The sequence below is a fragment of the Streptomyces sp. NPDC048257 genome (assembly GCF_043201855.1).
GTDB lineage: Bacteria > Actinomycetota > Actinomycetes > Streptomycetales > Streptomycetaceae > Streptomyces.
Window position 1 is genome coordinate 1 of the sequence record NZ_JBICZI010000026.1, and the last position, 14,865, is coordinate 14,865.

The following is a 14,865-nucleotide window of genomic DNA, read 5'->3' on the forward strand; positions in this document are numbered from 1 at the left end:
GCTCGTCCTGCGGGGACACCCCGCCCCGTCCCCACTCCCCTCGCGCCGTCGAAGCCCGCCGTGGGGCGGGGACACGCAGGAGGGTCCCCGCAGGACGAGCGCGCAACCCAGGCCGCACGGCTGGACCACCGCCAAGTGCGCGAGCCGAGGAGACCCTCGTGCGGGGCCCCGACCCACCCATCGAGCCCCGCCGGCGATTGAGGCGCCCGCTCGGGCAAGGGCAAGGCCGCGCTGGGCATCGGCCCGGTATCTTTCAGCCCCGCCGGCGATTGAGGCGCCCACCCCGGCAAGGGAAGGCCGCACACCGCCGAGCCGCCCGCAGGGCACCCGGCCCCGCCGGCGATTGAGGCGCCCGCCCAGCGAAGGGGAAGCCGCGCCGGGCACCGCCGAGCCGCCCGCAGGGCACACCCCGAGCCGGCGATTGAGGCGCCCGCCCCCGGCAGGGTCAGACGGCCGGGACGCAGCGGCCTTCCTCCGTGCGGTACTGCCACTTCGCACCGTCCGCGACGAGCTCCTTCACCGCGCGGGCGAACCGCTCCACGTGCTCGTCGGGGGTGCCCGCACCGAAGCTGACGCGGATCGCGTTCAGCGAGCGCTCGCCCGGCGCGGCCTCCGGGGCCCCGCATTCGCCCTGGGTCTGCGGCTCGCTGCCCAGCAGGGTGCGGACCAGCGGGTGGGCGCAGAACAGGCCGTCGCGCACGCCGATCCCGTACTCGGCCGACAGGGCCGCCGCGAAGTGGGAGCTGTTCCAGCCGTCCACGACGAAGGAGATGACGCCGACCCGCGGGGCGTCGTCGCCGAAGAGGGAGAGGATCCGGACCGCCGGGACCTCCGCCAGCCCGGACCGGACCTTCGCGATGAGCTGCTGCTCGCGGGCGACGAGGTTCTCGAAGCCGGCCTCGGTCAGGGCCTTGCAGGCCGAGGCGATGGAGTAGACGCCGATGACGTTCGGGGAGCCGGCCTCGTGGCGGGCGGCCGTGGTGTGCCACTCGACGTCCACTCCGCCGTCCTCGCGCCGGGCGACCTTGCGGGAGGCGCCGCCGCCGGCCAGGTAGGGCTCCGCCTCCTGGAGCCAGTCGGCGCGGCCCGCGAGCACGCCCGAGCCGAAGGGCGCGTACAGCTTGTGCCCGGAGAAGGCGACCCAGTCGACGTCCAGTTCCTGCACGGAGACGGGGTGGTGGGGGGCCAGTTGGGCGGCGTCCAGCACGATGCGCGCGCCGTGGGCGTGCGCGGCGGCGGCGAGTTCCTTGACCGGCCACAGCTCACCGGTGACGTTGGACGCGCCGGTGACGCACACCAGGGCCGGGCCGTACGGGTCGCGGTCGGCCAGGGCCCGCTCCAGGGTGGCGACGGCCTCGGTGGGGGTGCGCGGCGCGTTCAGGTAGGTGACCTGCGCGTCCACCCACGGCAGCAGGGAGGCGTGGTGCTCGGTCTCGAAGACGAACACCTGGCAGTCGGCGGGGAGTACGGCGGCGAGCAGGTTCAGCGAGTCGGTCGTGGACCGGGTGAAGACCACCTGGTCGGCGGGCCGGCAGTCGAGGAACTCGGCGACGGTGGCCCGGCTCTGCTCGAAGAGGTCCGTGGAGAGCTGCGAGAGGTACCCGGCGCCGCGGTGCACGCTGCCGTAGTACGGGGCGTAGGCGGCCACGTCGTCCCAGACGCGCTGCAGGGCGGGGGCGCTGGCCGCGTAGTCGAGGGCCGCGTAGGTGACCTCGCCGCCGGTGACGAGGGGGACGGTGACGTCCCGGCCGAGGACCGCGAGCGGCTCGGCACAGGCGGGGTCGACGGCGGCGGTGGTGGCGGTGGCGACGGCGGCGTTCAGGGATGCGGACATGGCGGTATCTCCCGGCAGGCAGGGCTGAATGGCTTCGGAGTGCCCGTACGCGGGTACGGCGCTGCGGCCGTCGGGGGTACGGGAAAGTCCTCGGAGCGACGCGGGGTGCACGGAGGCGACCCTGGTCCGAGGGTGAAGTGGGGGCGGAGTCGCCCTATCGCATTCGCTTGCTCACGGAAAACGCTCCTCGAGAGACCAGGACCCCTGGTGTCGAGGGATCCGCGCTTGCCGTAGGCCTTGCTGCCTACGACCTGGTCATCACCCGGGGCACCCCGCCACGGAAGGAGGGTTGCCGGACAGCAAGCCGGGGCCTAAACGCTGTCACTCGTGACCTGGTCAGCATCCTGCCACAAGATCGACCGAACGCAAGACCCCGGTCCGCATGGTGGACCGGGGTCATCGCTTTCACGCCGTTCTCGTGCCGCTACGCGTTGCTGGCGGTCACCCAGCGCTCCAGGGCGGCCCGCGCCGCACCCGAGTCGATCGACTCCGCCGCACGGGCGATACCGGCCGCGACCTGCTCCTCCAGGGTGCCCGGACCGGGGTCCAGGGCCACGAGGGCGGCCGCCGAGTTCAGCAGCACGGCGTCACGGACCGGACCGGTCTCGCCGGCCAGCAGGCGGCGGGCCACGTCCGCGTTGTACGAGGGGTCCCCGCCGGCCAGGGCGGAGACGTCGACCAGGGAGATGCCCACGTCCCGCGGGTCGAATGCCTGCTCGGAGACCTTGCCGTCGCGGACCCACCAGATGCGGGAGGTCGACGTCGTGGTCAGTTCGTCCAGTCCGTCGTCGCCACGGAAGACCAGCGCGGAGGAGCCCCGCTCCGCGAGCACGCCCGCCACGATCGGGGCCATCCGGGGGTCGGCGACGCCCGAGGCCTGGGCCCGTACCCGGGCCGGGTTGGTCAGCGGGCCGAGGATGTTGAAGGTGGTGCGGATGCCCAGCTCCTTGCGGGCGGCCGCCACGTGCCGCAGGGCGGGGTGGAACTTCACCGCGAAGCAGAAGGTGATGCCGGCCTCCTCGGCGACCTCCACGACCCGGGCCGTGCTGAGGTCGAGGTTGACGCCGAGCTTCTCCAGGACGTCCGAGGACCCGCTCGCGGAGGACGCGGCCCGGTTTCCGTGCTTGACGACCTTGGCGCCGGTACCGGCGACCACGATCGCCGACATCGTGGAGATGTTCACCGTTTTGGCCCCGTCGCCGCCCGTGCCGACGATGTCCACCGTCCGGCCGGGCACCTCGATCAGGTTGGCGTGCGCGTACATCGCCCGTACGAGGCCGTTGATCTCCTCGACGGTCTCCCCCTTGGCCCGCAGCGCGACGGTGAAGCCGGCGATCTGGGCGTCGGTGGCCTCCCCGCGCATGATCCGGTCCATCGCCCAGGCGGTGTCCTCGGCACGCAGGTCCTGGCCGGTCAGCAGAGCGTCGAGAACGCCCGGCCAGCCACGGGCCGCCACGCTGTCGCCGCCTGCCGGGGTCGCAACGTTCATGGTCCGCTCCTGCTGTCGGTGGGCCGTCCCCATATTCTGCCGCCCACGTCGAATGGGTCGGGTTCAGCCTATCCAGCCCCGGTTACGGCAAAGAGCCCCGTCCAGACACTGGACGGGGCTCTCGCCGTGGCGACACCAGGACTGACCGAAATCAGTCCCTCATGCGTTCATGCGGGGATCAGTGGTGGCCGTGGCCGGACTGGATCTCCTTGTATTCCTCCACCGTGGGCTTCGGAATCTGGTTGTGCTCGCCGTAGAAGCCCTTGCTGAGCTTCGCGCGGAGCTTCTCCTTGGCCTTCACCTTGCGCTCGACACCGTTCTCGTCGACCGTCGGGCCGATCTCGATCGGCTTGTACTGCTCGTGCGCGGTGAGGGTGTGCAGCTTGCCCTGCGGGAGCGGCTCGTGGACCTCGACGAACTCACCGTGCGGCAGGCGCTTGATGATGCCGGTCTCGCGACCGTGCAGCACCTTGTCGTGGTCCCGGCGCTGGAGGCCGAGGCAGATCCGCTTGGTGACGATGAAGGCGAGGACCGGGACGACGAAGAAGCCGATCCGGACGAACCAAGTGATCGAGTTGATCGAGAGGTGGAAGTACTGCGCGAACATGTCGTTTCCACCGCCGATCAGGAGCACGATGTACTCCGCGATCCAGGCGACACCGAAGGCCGTACGGGTCGGGACGTTGCGCGGGCGGTCCAGGATGTGGTGCTCGCGCTTGTCCCCGGTGACCCAGGACTCGATGAAGGGCCAGACGGCGATCGCGCCGAGCACCAGCGGGAAGAGCAGCAGCGGGATGAACACGCCCAGGACGAGCGTGTGGCCCCACAGGTTGATCTCCCAGCCGGGCATGGCCCGGATCAGGCCTTCCGGCATGCCCATGTACCAGTCGGGCTGCGCACCGGTGGACACGTGGTCCGGGCGGTACGGGCCGAGCGCCCAGATCGGGTTGATCGAGGCGATCGCCGCGACGGCCGCGATGACACCGAAGACCAGGAAGAAGAAGCCTCCGGCCTTGGCCATGTAGACCGGCAGCAGCGGCATGCCGACGACGTTGTTGTTCGTCTTGCCGGGGCCCGCGAACTGGGTGTGCTTGTGGTAGAAGACCAGGATCAGGTGGGCCACGAGCAGGCCCATCATGATGCCCGGCAGCAGCAGGATGTGCACCGAGTAGAAGCGCGCGACGAAGTCGCCGCCCGGGAACTCCCCGCCGAACAGGAACATCGACAGGTACGTGCCGACGACCGGGACGGACAGGATGGCGCCCTGCATGAAGCGGACACCGGTACCCGAGAGCAGGTCGTCCGGCAGCGAGTAACCGGTGAAACCGGTGAACATGCCGAGGACCAGCAGCAGGAAGCCGAAGATCCAGTTGACCTCACGGGGCTTGCGGAACGCGCCGGTGAAGAAGACGCGCATCATGTGCACGATCATCGCCGCGACGAAGATCAGCGCCGCCCAGTGGTGGATCTGACGGATCAGCAGGCCACCGCGGACGTCGAAGCTGATGTCCAGCGTCGAGGCGAAGGCCTCGGACATCATGACGCCCTGCATCGGCACGTACGAGCCGTGGTACACGACCTCGTTCATGCTCGGGTGGAAGAACAGCGTCAGGTACACACCCGTGAGGATGATGATGATGAAGCTGTAGAGGCAGATCTCACCCAGCATGAAGGACCAGTGGTCCGGGAAGATCTTGCGCATGTTGGCCTTGGCCAGGCCGTAGATGCCCAGGCGGCCGTCCGCCCAGTCCGCTACGCGCTCGCCGGCGGGCGCTTTGCGCGCCTTGGTGTCAGAGGCAGTACTCATCCGCGCTCCCAGAATGCAGGACCGACGGGCTCTTCGAAGTCGCCGAGCGCTTCGAGGAAGCCTTCGTCATTCACACCGATCCGCAGCTGCGGAAGCGCGTGACCGGCCGGGCCGAAGATGACACGGGCGCCGTCGGAGAGGTCGAAGGTGGACTGGTGGCACGGGCAGAGCACGTGGTGCGTCTGCTGCTCGTACAGGCTGATCGGGCAGCCGACGTGGGTGCAGATCTTGGAGTAGGCCACGATCCCGTCGTGGGACCACTCCAGTTCCTTCTTGTCCTTGATGTCGTCCGGCTGGATGCGGACGATCATCAGGGCGGCCTTGGCGATCTGGACCTGGAAGTCGTGCTGCTCCTCCTCCAGGCCTTCCGGCCTGGCGAAGGTGAGCGAGCCGACGAGCACGTCCTCGGGACGCAGCGGCTCGTTCGTGTTGTCGTTGATGAGCAGCTTGCCCTTGGCCCACACGGTCTTGCGCAGCTTGTCCTCGGGCAGCGGTCCCAGGTCGCGCATGATCATGACGGCGGAGAGCGGCAGCATGGCCAGCGCACCGAGCATCGTGTTGCGGATCAGGGGCCGGCGGCCGATGGCGGACTCGTTCGCGCCGTCGCGGAAGTCCTGCAGGACCTGGGCCTTGACCTCCGCCGGAGCGGCGATCTCGTGGCGCTCGGCGGCGACCTCCACGTCGGACATCAGGGTGCGGGCCCAGTGGACCGCCCCCGCGCCGATGCAGAAGAGGGCCGCACCCAGGGTCATGCCCAGGGAGAAGTTGAGCGCACTGACCTTCCCGATGGGGAAGATGTAGACGATCTTGTCGACCGGGAAGATCACGTAGGACGCGATGAAGCCGATCGTGGCCAGCATCGACAGCGTGAAGAGCATCGCGACGGTGCGCTCGGAGCGCTTCGCCGCCCGCTCGTCGATGTCCTGGATGCGTGGCTTGTGGACCGGCAGGCCCGGGTCGGCGAACGGATCGTCCGCGACCGCTACGCCACCGTGGTGGGCGTCGCCCTGCTCGCTCGGCAGGTGCTTCTCTTCGGGAATCTCTTGGCTACTCATGACTTCTTGGCCTTAGCGGTGTGGGCCGCGACCCAGACGGCGACAGCGATCAGCGCACCCAGAGCGAAGATCCAGCCGAACAGACCCTCGGAGACGGGGCCGAGGCCACCGAGCTTCAGACCGCCGGGGTTGGTCGACTTCTCACCGTTCACGTTCTGGAGGTACGCGATGATGTCCTTCTTCTGCTTCTCCGGCATGGTGCTGTCGGGGAAGGAGGGCATGTTCTGCGGGCCGGTCTGCATGGCCTCGTAGATGTGCTTCGGCGAGACGTCCTCAAGGTTGGGGGCGTACTTGCCGTTCGTCAGCGCGCCGCCTTCGCCGGTGAAGTTGTGGCACTGCGCGCAGTTGTTGCGGAAGAGCTCACCACCGTTGGCGATGTCGGCGCCTGCCAGGTCGTACTGCTTCGCCGTCGGCGTGATCGGACCGGCACCGAGGGACGCGATGTACGCGGCCAGCTGGTCGATCTGCGCCTGGGTGTAGATGGCGGGCTTCTTCGGCACCTGGGCGCCGGGCTGCTGGGCGGGCATGCGGCCCGTGCTCACCTGGAAGTCGACGGCCGCGGAGCCGACGCCTACCAGGCTCGGGCCGTCAGAGGAACCCTGACCGCCGGTTCCGTGGCAGCTTGCGCAACCCACGGCGTAGAGCTTCTTGCCCTCCTCGATGGCGAGGGACTGGGCGGTTTCATCGGCCTGCGCCTTGCCCGCGGGGGCGAAGGCGGCGTACAGCCCCCCAGTGGCCGCCAGCGCGAGGAGTAGAACGACGACCGCCGCCAGCGGATGGCGTCGTCGTGCGGAGAGCTTTTTCACGGATTACCCCGGTGTCAGGATCTTCTGCGTCGGTGTGTCTGGATGGAGTGCCGGGTCTTGCCCGGTGACGTGTTCGCTACTTGATCAGGTAGATCGTGGCGAAGAGGCCGATCCAGACGACATCGACGAAGTGCCAGTAGTAGGACACGACGATGGCCGACGTGGCCTGTTCGTGGGTGAACCTCTTGGCCGCGTACGTCCGGCCGAGGACCAGCAGGAAGGCGATGAGACCGCCCGTCACGTGCAGACCGTGGAAGCCGGTGGTCAGGTAGAAGACCGAGCCGTACGGACCGGACGAGAGGCTCATGCCCTCGTGCTTGACCAGCTCGGTGTACTCGAACACCTGGCCGCCAATGAAGATCGCACCCATGACGAACGTGATGATGAACCACGTCCGGAGCTTCTTCACGTCACCGCGCTCGGCTGCGAATACGCCGAGCTGGCAGGTGAGCGAGGAAAGCACCAGGATCGTCGTGTTCGTCGCCGAGAAGGGCAGGTTCAAGGCCTCGGCCTCGGCTGTCCAGTACTCGGGTCCTGTCACGGATCGCAGGGTGAAGTACATCGCGAAGAGGGCCGCGAAGAACATCAGCTCGGAACTCAACCAGATGATGGTTCCGACGCTGACGAGGTTCGGCCGGTTGACCGTCGGGTGCGCGTGCCCGGTATCTACTGTCGTTGCTGTCGCCACGACCGACATTATGTCGGTCGCTTATCCCGCCCTCACCCCGGGGGGTGCCGTTCGGAGTGTCAGGGGGGTGTGCAAGGCCCGAACGGCCCATCAGATGACCTCTGCGTGCGGCCACCTGCGACATGTTCGAACCGATGTTGACAACGCACCGGGAGGAGTAGCATCCCGCGCAACATCAACGTGATTCACGGCCACGTGGAGGAACGAAATGCGGGCGACTGCGCGGGTTCTGGTCTACAGCGACGACGCGGGCACCCGGGAGCAGGTGCGGCTGGCGGCGGGACGCAGGCCCGCCGCGGACCTGCCGCCGGTGGAGTTCCTGGAGTGCGCCACGCTGCCGGCGGTCCTGTCGGAGCTGGACGCGGGCGGTATCGACGCGTGCGTGCTGGACGGTGAGGCGGTTCCGGCCGGGGGCATGGGCGTGTGCCGGCAGATCAAGGACGAGATCTTCCGGTGTCCGCCGGTGCTGCTGCTGATGGGGCGCCCCCAGGACGCCTGGCTGGCCACGTGGAGCCGCGCGGACGCCGCCGTCACCCTTCCGGTGGACCCGGTGGAGTTCGCGGACGCCCTGGCGGGCCTCCTGAGGACCCGGCTGTCCCTGGACGCCTGACACGCCTCGTGGGGCCGTACGCGGCCCGCACGGGGCCGCACGGGTGAACGGGCCGGTGGTCCTCCCCCCGGACGGCGTCCGGGGGGAGCGGCCGTGCTCCGCAGCGCCTAGACGGTGGGGCGCAGACGGGCCTGGTCGACGGGGTTGCGGCCTTCCTGGGTGCCCTTGAGGAGGGCGCTGCCCTGGCGCCAGTCCTTCCAGTCCATGTTCCAGTCGCCGAAGCCGTTACCGAAGATGTCCATGTCGTCGCCGATGCTGTTGATCACCTGGACGACGTCGCCCTCGGTGATGTTCTCGTAGAACCAGGCGGCGTTGCCGGTGCTCATGCCGGTGCATCCGTGGCTGACGTTCTCGTAGCCCTGGGAGCCGACGGACCACGGCGCGGCGTGGACGTATTCACCACTCCAGGTGACGCGGGTGGCGTAGTAGACGGGCAGGTTGTAGTACTCGCTGCCGCCGATGCCGACGGTGTCGCCGCGCATCTGTACGAAGTACTGCTTGCCCAGCACCACCTTGATGCCGTTGCGGGTGGAGAAGCCGGGCTTTCCGGTGGTTACCGGAATGGTGTTGATCACTTCTCCGTTGCGCTTGAACGTGAGGTAGTGCGAGGAGGCGTCGGTGGTGACCTCGACCCGGTCCCCGATCTCCAGCTTCAGCGGCTTGGCCACGGCTCCGTGGAGGTCGTCCGTGATCCTGACGCCCTCCAGGTTGCTCCGTACGGAGACGGCGGAGTTGGCGGGCCAGTAGTCCTTGGGCCGGTAGTGGATGTGCTTGTCGTCCACCCAGTGCCAGGCGCCTTCGACTCCGGCCGGGGCGTCGACGACGAGGCCCCGTTCCACGACCGCGCGGGCGGCCTTGTCCTTGACGGGCTCGCTGAGTTCGGCGGTGATGGGCTGTCCGACGCCGTACTTGCCCTCGTCGGGGCCGAACTCCACCTTCAGGATCCCCTTGGACGGGGTGGTCTCGAAGGTGAGCGTGCGCTGCCCGGGGGCGCCCCGCTCGTCCTCGGTGCTCACGGTGACCGTGTAGCGGACGCCTGCGGCCATGGGGGCCGTGCTGTGCCAGCGGTCCCCCTTGGCGCTCAGTTCGCCCGCCAGGCGGCGGCCGTGGGTGTCCACGGCCAGCACGTCGGTGATCCGGCCGCCGCTGTTCTTGGCGGTGATCTCGAGGGGCCGGTCGGGGTCCACGGGGCGGCTGCCGGCGCTCTGGTTGAAGGCGACCTGATCGCCCGCGTCGTACGGGCGGGCTGACAGCGGGTTCTTGTCGCCGGACCCGCATGCGGTGGCGCCGGCCCCGAGGGACGCGACCAGCAGGGAGCAGCTGAGTACCGTCCAAAGACGCGGTGAGTGCTTCATGGATCCAACGCTATGAAGATATGACAATTACGGCGCGCGGGATGACTGCAAACGAGGGGCCCGGGCTCCTCCCAAAGAGGTGCCCGGGCCCCAAGCGCTGCGCGGCGCGGCCGCGAAGGTACTGCTACTGGTTCTGGTTCTCACCGTGGTAGTACTCGTACACCCAGCCCCACAGACCGATCAGGATCAGCGGCGCGGAGAAGTACATGAGCCACCAGCCGAAGACGACGCCCATGAAGGCGAAGGCGCCACCGATCGCCAGCGAGAGCGGCTGCCAGCTGTGCGGGGAGAAGAACCCCAGCTCGCCCGCCTCGTCGGCGACGTCGGCCTCCAGGTTGTCCTGGGCCATCTGGTCGACACGCTTGGCCGTGAAGGCCAGGTAGTAGCCGATCATGACGCTCAGGCCGAAGGCCAGGAAGAGCGCGGTGGTGCCTACGGGCTCCTTCGACCACACGCCGTACACGACGGCCATGATCAGGATGAAGAAGGAGAGCCAGAGGAACATCTTGCCCTGGATCTTCACTTGCCGGCCTCCTTGCCGCCGGTGACGGCCTTGGCGGCGACGCTGTGGTCCTCGAGGTGGTCGAGGGCCGCGATCTCAGGGTGGTGCAGGTCGAACGCCGGCGACTCGGAACGGATCCGCGGCAGGGTGAGGAAGTTGTGCCGCGGCGGCGGGCAGGACGTCGCCCACTCGAGCGAACGGCCGTAACCCCACGGGTCGTCGACCTCGACCATCTTGCCGTACTTGGCCGTCTTCCAGACGTTGTACATGAACGGCAGCATCGACAGGCCGAGCACGAACGAGCTGATCGTCGAGATCGTGTTCAGCGCGGTGAAACCGTCGGCGGCGAGGTAGTCCGCGTAACGACGCGGCATGCCCTCGGCACCGAGCCAGTGCTGCACCAGGAAGGTGCCGTGGAAGCCGATGAACAGCGTCCAGAAGGTCATCTTGCCGAGGCGCTCGTCCAGCATCTTGCCCGTGAACTTCGGCCACCAGAAGTGGAAGCCGGCGAACATCGCGAACACCACGGTGCCGAAGACGACGTAGTGGAAGTGCGCGACGACGAAGTACGAGTCGGAGACGTGGAAGTCCATCGGGGGCGAGGCCAGGATGACGCCGGTCAGACCACCGAAGGTGAAGGTGACCAGGAAGCCGATCGTCCAGAGCATCGGGGTCTCGAAGGACAGCGAGCCCTTCCACATGGTGCCGATCCAGTTGAAGAACTTCACACCGGTCGGTACCGCGATCAGGAAGGTCATGAAGGAGAAGAACGGCAGCAGCACACCGCCGGTGACGTACATGTGGTGGGCCCACACGGTCACGGAGAGGCCGGCGATCGCGATCGTCGCGGCGATCAGGCCGATGTAGCCGAACATCGGCTTGCGGCTGAAGACCGGGATGATCTCGGAGACGATTCCGAAGAACGGCAACGCGATGATGTACACCTCTGGATGCCCGAAGAACCAGAAGAGGTGCTGCCATAGCAACGCGCCGCCGTTCGCGGCGTCGAACACGTGCGAACCGAACTTGCGGTCGGCCTCCAGCGCGAAGAGCGCGGCGGCCAGCACCGGGAAGGCCAGCAGGACCAGGACACCGGTCAGCAGCACGTTCCAGGTGAAGATCGGCATGCGGAACATCGTCATGCCGGGAGCGCGCATGCAGATGATCGTGGTGATGAAGTTGACCGAGCCGAGGATGGTGCCGAAGCCGGAGAAGGCCAGACCCATGATCCACATGTCGGCGCCGATACCCGGCGAACGGACCGCGTCCGACAGCGGGGAGTAGGCGAACCAGCCGAAGTCGGCGGCGCCGTTCGGCGTGACGAACCCGGCCACCGCGATGGTCGAGCCGAAGAGGTACAGCCAGTACGCGAACATGTTCAGCCGCGGGAACGCCACGTCGGGCGCGCCGATCTGCAGCGGCATGATCCAGTTGGCGAAGCCCGCGAAGAGCGGGGTGGCGAACATCAGCAGCATGATCGTGCCATGCATGGTGAACGCCTGGTTGAACTGCTCGTTCGACATGATCTGCGTGCCCGGACGGGCCAGCTCGGCGCGCATGAAGAGCGCCAGCAGGCCGCCGATGATGAAGAACACGAACGACGTGACCAGGTACATCGTGCCGATGGTCTTGTGGTCGGTCGTGGTCATCCACTTCACGACCACGTTGCCCGGCTGCTTGCGCCGTACCGGCAGCTCGTTCTCATACGAGTCGGCGGCGGCACCCTGGGATTCGTTGAGGATGCTCACAGTTTGTTCACTTCCGCATTCCGGGCCGGGTCGGTCTGCTGGATGCCGGCCGGGAGGTAGCCGGTCTGGCCCTTCTCCGCCAGGTCCTTCAGGTACTCCTGGTACTTCTCGGGGGAGACCACCTTGACGTTGAAGAGCATCCGGGAGTGGTCGACGCCGCAGAGCTCGGCGCACTTGCCCATGAAGGTGCCCTCTTGGGACGGGGTGACCTCGAAGACGTTGGTGTGGCCCGGGATGACGTCCTGCTTGAACAGGAACGGGACCACCCAGAAGGAGTGGATCACGTCGTTCGACGACAGGATGAAGCGGACCTTCTCGCCCTTGGGGAGGACCAGGGTCGGCCCCGGGTTGCCCGTCTGCGGGTTCCGGTCGCCGGGGACGCCCTTCTGGTAGACGCCTTCGGCGCCCGCCGGGAAGTCCTTGGTGAAGCGGTCCGGGATGGAGGCGAGCTCCTTGGGAACCGGGCCAGCCTTCGGGGTCGCCCCGTCGCCGTCGACGTCCTCGATGTAGTTGAAGCCCCAGCTCCACTGGAAGCCGATCACGTTGATCGTGTGCGTCGGCTTCGAGAGGGCGAGGAGCTTCGACTCGTCACGAGCGGTGAAGTAGAAGAGCACCGAGACGATGATGAGCGGTACCACGGTGTACAGCGCCTCGATGGGCATGTTGTACCGGGTCTGCGCGGGGACCTCGATCTTCGTCCGGCTGCGCCGGTGGAAGATGACGCTCCAGATGATCAGGCCCCATACCAGGATGCCCGTGACCAGCGCGGCCGCCCAGGATCCCTGCCACAGGGAGAGGATGCGCGGCGCCTCCTCGGTTACCGGAGTCGGCATTCCGAGGCGGGGGAAGTCTTTCCATGTATACGAGCAACCAGTGGCGGTCGCCAGGACCACGCCCGCAGTCAGCGCCTGCAGCAGCTTCCGCCGCATCGGGCGCCGCGGCGAGCGGTCGGAGCCGTAGGGACTCACGTAGCGCCTTCCCGAGAGTCTCGGCCCGCGCGGCCGGCCGCGGCCGTGTTCGGGTCGGTCGCCGGCCCTGACGCAGGCAGGGGTTTGGATGTTTATGCGGACCAAACCCTACTGGACGCTATTTGGGGTCGCGCGGGGAGGGTGCCCAACGCGCCGCTACTGCCCCCGAAGGGATGGATCCGCCGTCCGGGGGACGGTGCGAATGGCCCTGAATGGCGGGCTCCGGGGCACTTCTGACGCCCCCTGACCTCGAACGCTCCGGGGCCCCGCCCGCCCGTCACCCGGCCGCCACCCCTCAACGGTGTGCTCCGCACGGCCCCTGCCTTACGGTGACCGGATGCCGTACTTCGACAGCGCGTCCGCCGCTCCCCTGCACCCCGTGGCCCGGCAGGCGTTGCAGGCCTCCCTGGACGAGGGCTGGGCCGATCCGGCCCGGCTGTACCGGGAGGGCAGGCGGGCCCGGCTGTTGCTGGACGCGGCGCGGGAGGCAGCCGCGGAGGCGGTGGGATGCCGCGCCGACGAGCTCGTGTTCACTCCTTCGGGGACGCACGCGGTTCACACCGGGGTCTCGGGGGCCCTCGCGGGGCGCCGGCGCGTCGGCAGCCATCTGGTCGTATCGGCGGTCGAACACAGTTCTGTATTGCATGCGGCCGAGCTGCACGAGGCGCGCGGCGGGACGTTGACGGAGGTCCCGGTGGACCGGTGGGGCGCGGTGACGCCTGCCGGGTACGCGGACGCACTGGGCCCGGAAACCGCCCTGGCCTGTCTCCAGTCGGCCAACCACGAGGTGGGCACCGTCCAGCCGGTGGCGGAGGTGGCCGAGGTCTGCGGGGCGGCCGGGGTGCCGCTGCTGGTGGACGCGGCCCAGTCGCTGGGCTGGGGCCCGGTGGAGGGCGCCTGGTCCGTACTGGCCGCGAGTGCGCACAAATGGGGCGGCCCCCCCGGGGTCGGCCTGCTGGCGGTCCGCAAGGGGGTGCGCTTCTCCCCCCAAGGCCCCGCGGACGAGAGGGAGTCGGGGCGCTCCCCCGGTTTCACGAACCTGCCCGCGATCGTGGCCGCGGCGGCGTCCCTGCGGGCCGTGCGGGCCGAGGCCGACGCGGAGGCGGCCCGGCTGCGGGTCCTGGTGGACCGCATCCGGCGGCGGGTGGTGCGGCTGGTCCCGGACGTGGAGGTGGTCGGCGACGCGGAGCGGCGGCTGCCGCACCTGGTCACCTTCTCCTGCCTGTACGTCGACGGGGAGACGCTGCTGCACGAGCTGGACCGGGCCGGCTTCTCGGTGTCCTCGGGCTCCTCGTGCACGAGCTCCACGCTGACCCCCAGTCACGTGCTGCGGGCGATGGGGGTGCTCTCGGAGGGAAACGTACGGGTGTCCCTGCCGCCGGGGACCCCGGCGGAGGAGGTCAACGCGTTCCTGGAGGTGCTGCCGCGCGCGGTGGCCGGCGTACGGGAACGGCTCGGCGTGTCCGAACCCCCGGCGGTGGCTCCGGTGGCGGACTCCCTGGAGCTCGACGCGCTCGGGCTGCGGTGCCCCCAGCCGGTGATCGAGCTGGCCCGGGCGATCGTGACCGTGCCGGTGGGCGGGACGGTCACGGTCGTCTCCGACGACGAGGTGGCCCGGCTGGACATCCCGGCGTGGTGCGCGATGCGGGGGCACGAGTACGTGGGCGAGTCGCCCCGCGCGGCCGGCACCGCCTACACGGTCCGCCGCGCAGTCTGACCCCCCGCCCTTGGCCTCGCCGGCACCTCCAGCCTGGCCAGAGCCATCTCATCCTCGCGGAGCCATCCCAGCCCGGCCGAAGCCATCCCGGCCTCGCCCGGGGCCATCCCAGCCCGGCCGAAGCCATCCCAGCCTCGCCCGGGGCAGTTCCAGCCCGGCGAAAGCCATCCCAGCCTTGCCCGGGGCAGTTCCAGCCTCGCCGGGGGGGGGGGGGGGGGGGGGGGGGGGGGGGGCCCCCCCCCCCCCCGCCGCCCGGGGGGGGGGGGGGGGGGCGGCCGGCCGGGCG

12 protein-coding genes and 1 riboswitch are annotated in these 14,865 nt (G+C 69.1%); of the genes, 2 read left to right on the forward strand and 10 right to left on the reverse strand.

The annotated features are described in order from the left end of the window. Positions 1 to 445 precede the first annotated feature (445 nt). The 6 genes from ACGFZK_RS31915 to ACGFZK_RS31940 all read right to left on the reverse strand — a co-directional run bounded on the left by ACGFZK_RS31915 (position 446) and on the right by ACGFZK_RS31940 (position 7,688). A complete protein-coding gene (locus ACGFZK_RS31915) occupies positions 446 to 1,834 on the reverse strand; it encodes an aminotransferase class V-fold PLP-dependent enzyme (protein WP_393852330.1) in 1,389 nt (462 codons plus the stop codon). A gap of 216 nt (positions 1,835 to 2,050) precedes the next feature. Beyond that, positions 2,051 to 2,167, reverse strand: a riboswitch (SAM riboswitch). A 91-nt stretch (positions 2,168 to 2,258) separates the two neighbouring features. Next, positions 2,259 to 3,323 (reverse strand): anthranilate phosphoribosyltransferase, encoded by a 1,065-nt coding sequence (trpD, locus tag ACGFZK_RS31920; RefSeq protein WP_393852331.1) that lies wholly within the window; start codon positions 3,321 to 3,323, stop codon positions 2,259 to 2,261. Between the two features lie 178 nt (positions 3,324 to 3,501). Then, on the reverse strand, positions 3,502 to 5,130 hold the full coding sequence (locus tag ACGFZK_RS31925) for a cytochrome bc complex cytochrome b subunit (RefSeq protein ID WP_393852332.1): 1,629 nt from the start codon (positions 5,128 to 5,130) through the stop codon (positions 3,502 to 3,504). Then, complete coding sequence (locus ACGFZK_RS31930) at positions 5,127 to 6,185, reverse strand: Rieske 2Fe-2S domain-containing protein (RefSeq protein WP_393852333.1); 1,059 nt, start codon at positions 6,183 to 6,185, stop codon at positions 5,127 to 5,129. The genes ACGFZK_RS31925 and ACGFZK_RS31930 overlap by 4 nt, the downstream gene beginning before the upstream one ends. Then, the gene (locus ACGFZK_RS31935; RefSeq protein ID WP_393852334.1) at positions 6,182 to 6,991 is read right to left on the reverse strand and encodes a c-type cytochrome; all 810 of its coding nucleotides are present in this window, start codon (positions 6,989 to 6,991) and stop codon (positions 6,182 to 6,184) included. The genes ACGFZK_RS31930 and ACGFZK_RS31935 overlap by 4 nt, the downstream gene beginning before the upstream one ends. Positions 6,992 to 7,067: 76 nt before the next feature. Continuing rightward, positions 7,068 to 7,688, reverse strand: a complete 621-nt coding sequence (locus ACGFZK_RS31940; protein WP_326591285.1) for a heme-copper oxidase subunit III — start codon at positions 7,686 to 7,688, stop codon at positions 7,068 to 7,070. A gap of 199 nt (positions 7,689 to 7,887) precedes the next feature. Here ACGFZK_RS31940 and ACGFZK_RS31945 point away from each other — a divergent pair, with 199 nt between their 5' ends. Further along, positions 7,888 to 8,289, forward strand: a complete 402-nt coding sequence (locus ACGFZK_RS31945; RefSeq protein ID WP_393852335.1) for a hypothetical protein — start codon at positions 7,888 to 7,890, stop codon at positions 8,287 to 8,289. A gap of 107 nt (positions 8,290 to 8,396) precedes the next feature. Here ACGFZK_RS31945 and ACGFZK_RS31950 read toward each other — a convergent pair whose 3' ends face one another. From ACGFZK_RS31950 to coxB, 4 genes are all read right to left on the reverse strand, one after another. Further along, the gene (locus ACGFZK_RS31950) at positions 8,397 to 9,644 is read right to left on the reverse strand and encodes an Ig-like domain-containing protein (protein WP_393852336.1); all 1,248 of its coding nucleotides are present in this window, start codon (positions 9,642 to 9,644) and stop codon (positions 8,397 to 8,399) included. Between the two features lie 124 nt (positions 9,645 to 9,768). Continuing rightward, the gene (locus tag ACGFZK_RS31955; RefSeq protein WP_393852337.1) at positions 9,769 to 10,167 is read right to left on the reverse strand and encodes a cytochrome c oxidase subunit 4; all 399 of its coding nucleotides are present in this window, start codon (positions 10,165 to 10,167) and stop codon (positions 9,769 to 9,771) included. Next, entirely contained in the window at positions 10,164 to 11,894 is a 1,731-nt protein-coding gene (gene ctaD, locus ACGFZK_RS31960) for a cytochrome c oxidase subunit I (RefSeq protein ID WP_393852338.1), read from the reverse strand. The genes ACGFZK_RS31955 and ctaD overlap by 4 nt, the downstream gene beginning before the upstream one ends. Beyond that, on the reverse strand, positions 11,891 to 12,862 hold the full coding sequence (coxB, locus tag ACGFZK_RS31965; RefSeq protein WP_393852339.1) for a cytochrome c oxidase subunit II: 972 nt from the start codon (positions 12,860 to 12,862) through the stop codon (positions 11,891 to 11,893). Before coxB ends, ctaD begins: the two co-directional genes overlap by 4 nt. A gap of 337 nt (positions 12,863 to 13,199) precedes the next feature. On the opposite strand from coxB, the gene ACGFZK_RS31970 reads away from it, so the two are divergent. Continuing rightward, positions 13,200 to 14,579: a cysteine desulfurase/sulfurtransferase TusA family protein gene (locus ACGFZK_RS31970; RefSeq protein ID WP_393852340.1), complete on the forward strand. Its 1,380-nt coding sequence runs from the start codon at positions 13,200 to 13,202 to the stop codon at positions 14,577 to 14,579. The last annotated feature ends 286 nt before the right edge of the window (positions 14,580 to 14,865 follow it).

Bases quoted from the DNA above. Each gene is read 5' to 3' on its own strand.
- ACGFZK_RS31925 (WP_393852332.1), bottom strand. From the start codon at position 5,130: ATGAGTACTGCCTCTGACACCAAGGCGCGCAAAGCGCCCGCCGGCGAG.
- ACGFZK_RS31915 (WP_393852330.1), bottom strand. From the start codon at position 1,834: ATGTCCGCATCCCTGAACGCCGCCGTCGCCACCGCCACCACCGCCGCC.
- trpD (WP_393852331.1), bottom strand. From the start codon at position 3,323: ATGAACGTTGCGACCCCGGCAGGCGGCGACAGCGTGGCGGCCCGTGGC.
- ACGFZK_RS31945 (WP_393852335.1), top strand. From the start codon at position 7,888: ATGCGGGCGACTGCGCGGGTTCTGGTCTACAGCGACGACGCGGGCACC.
- ACGFZK_RS31970 (WP_393852340.1), top strand. From the start codon at position 13,200: ATGCCGTACTTCGACAGCGCGTCCGCCGCTCCCCTGCACCCCGTGGCC.
- ACGFZK_RS31950 (WP_393852336.1), bottom strand. From the start codon at position 9,644: ATGAAGCACTCACCGCGTCTTTGGACGGTACTCAGCTGCTCCCTGCTG.
- ACGFZK_RS31930 (WP_393852333.1), bottom strand. From the start codon at position 6,185: ATGAGTAGCCAAGAGATTCCCGAAGAGAAGCACCTGCCGAGCGAGCAG.
- ACGFZK_RS31940 (WP_326591285.1), bottom strand. From the start codon at position 7,688: ATGTCGGTCGTGGCGACAGCAACGACAGTAGATACCGGGCACGCGCAC.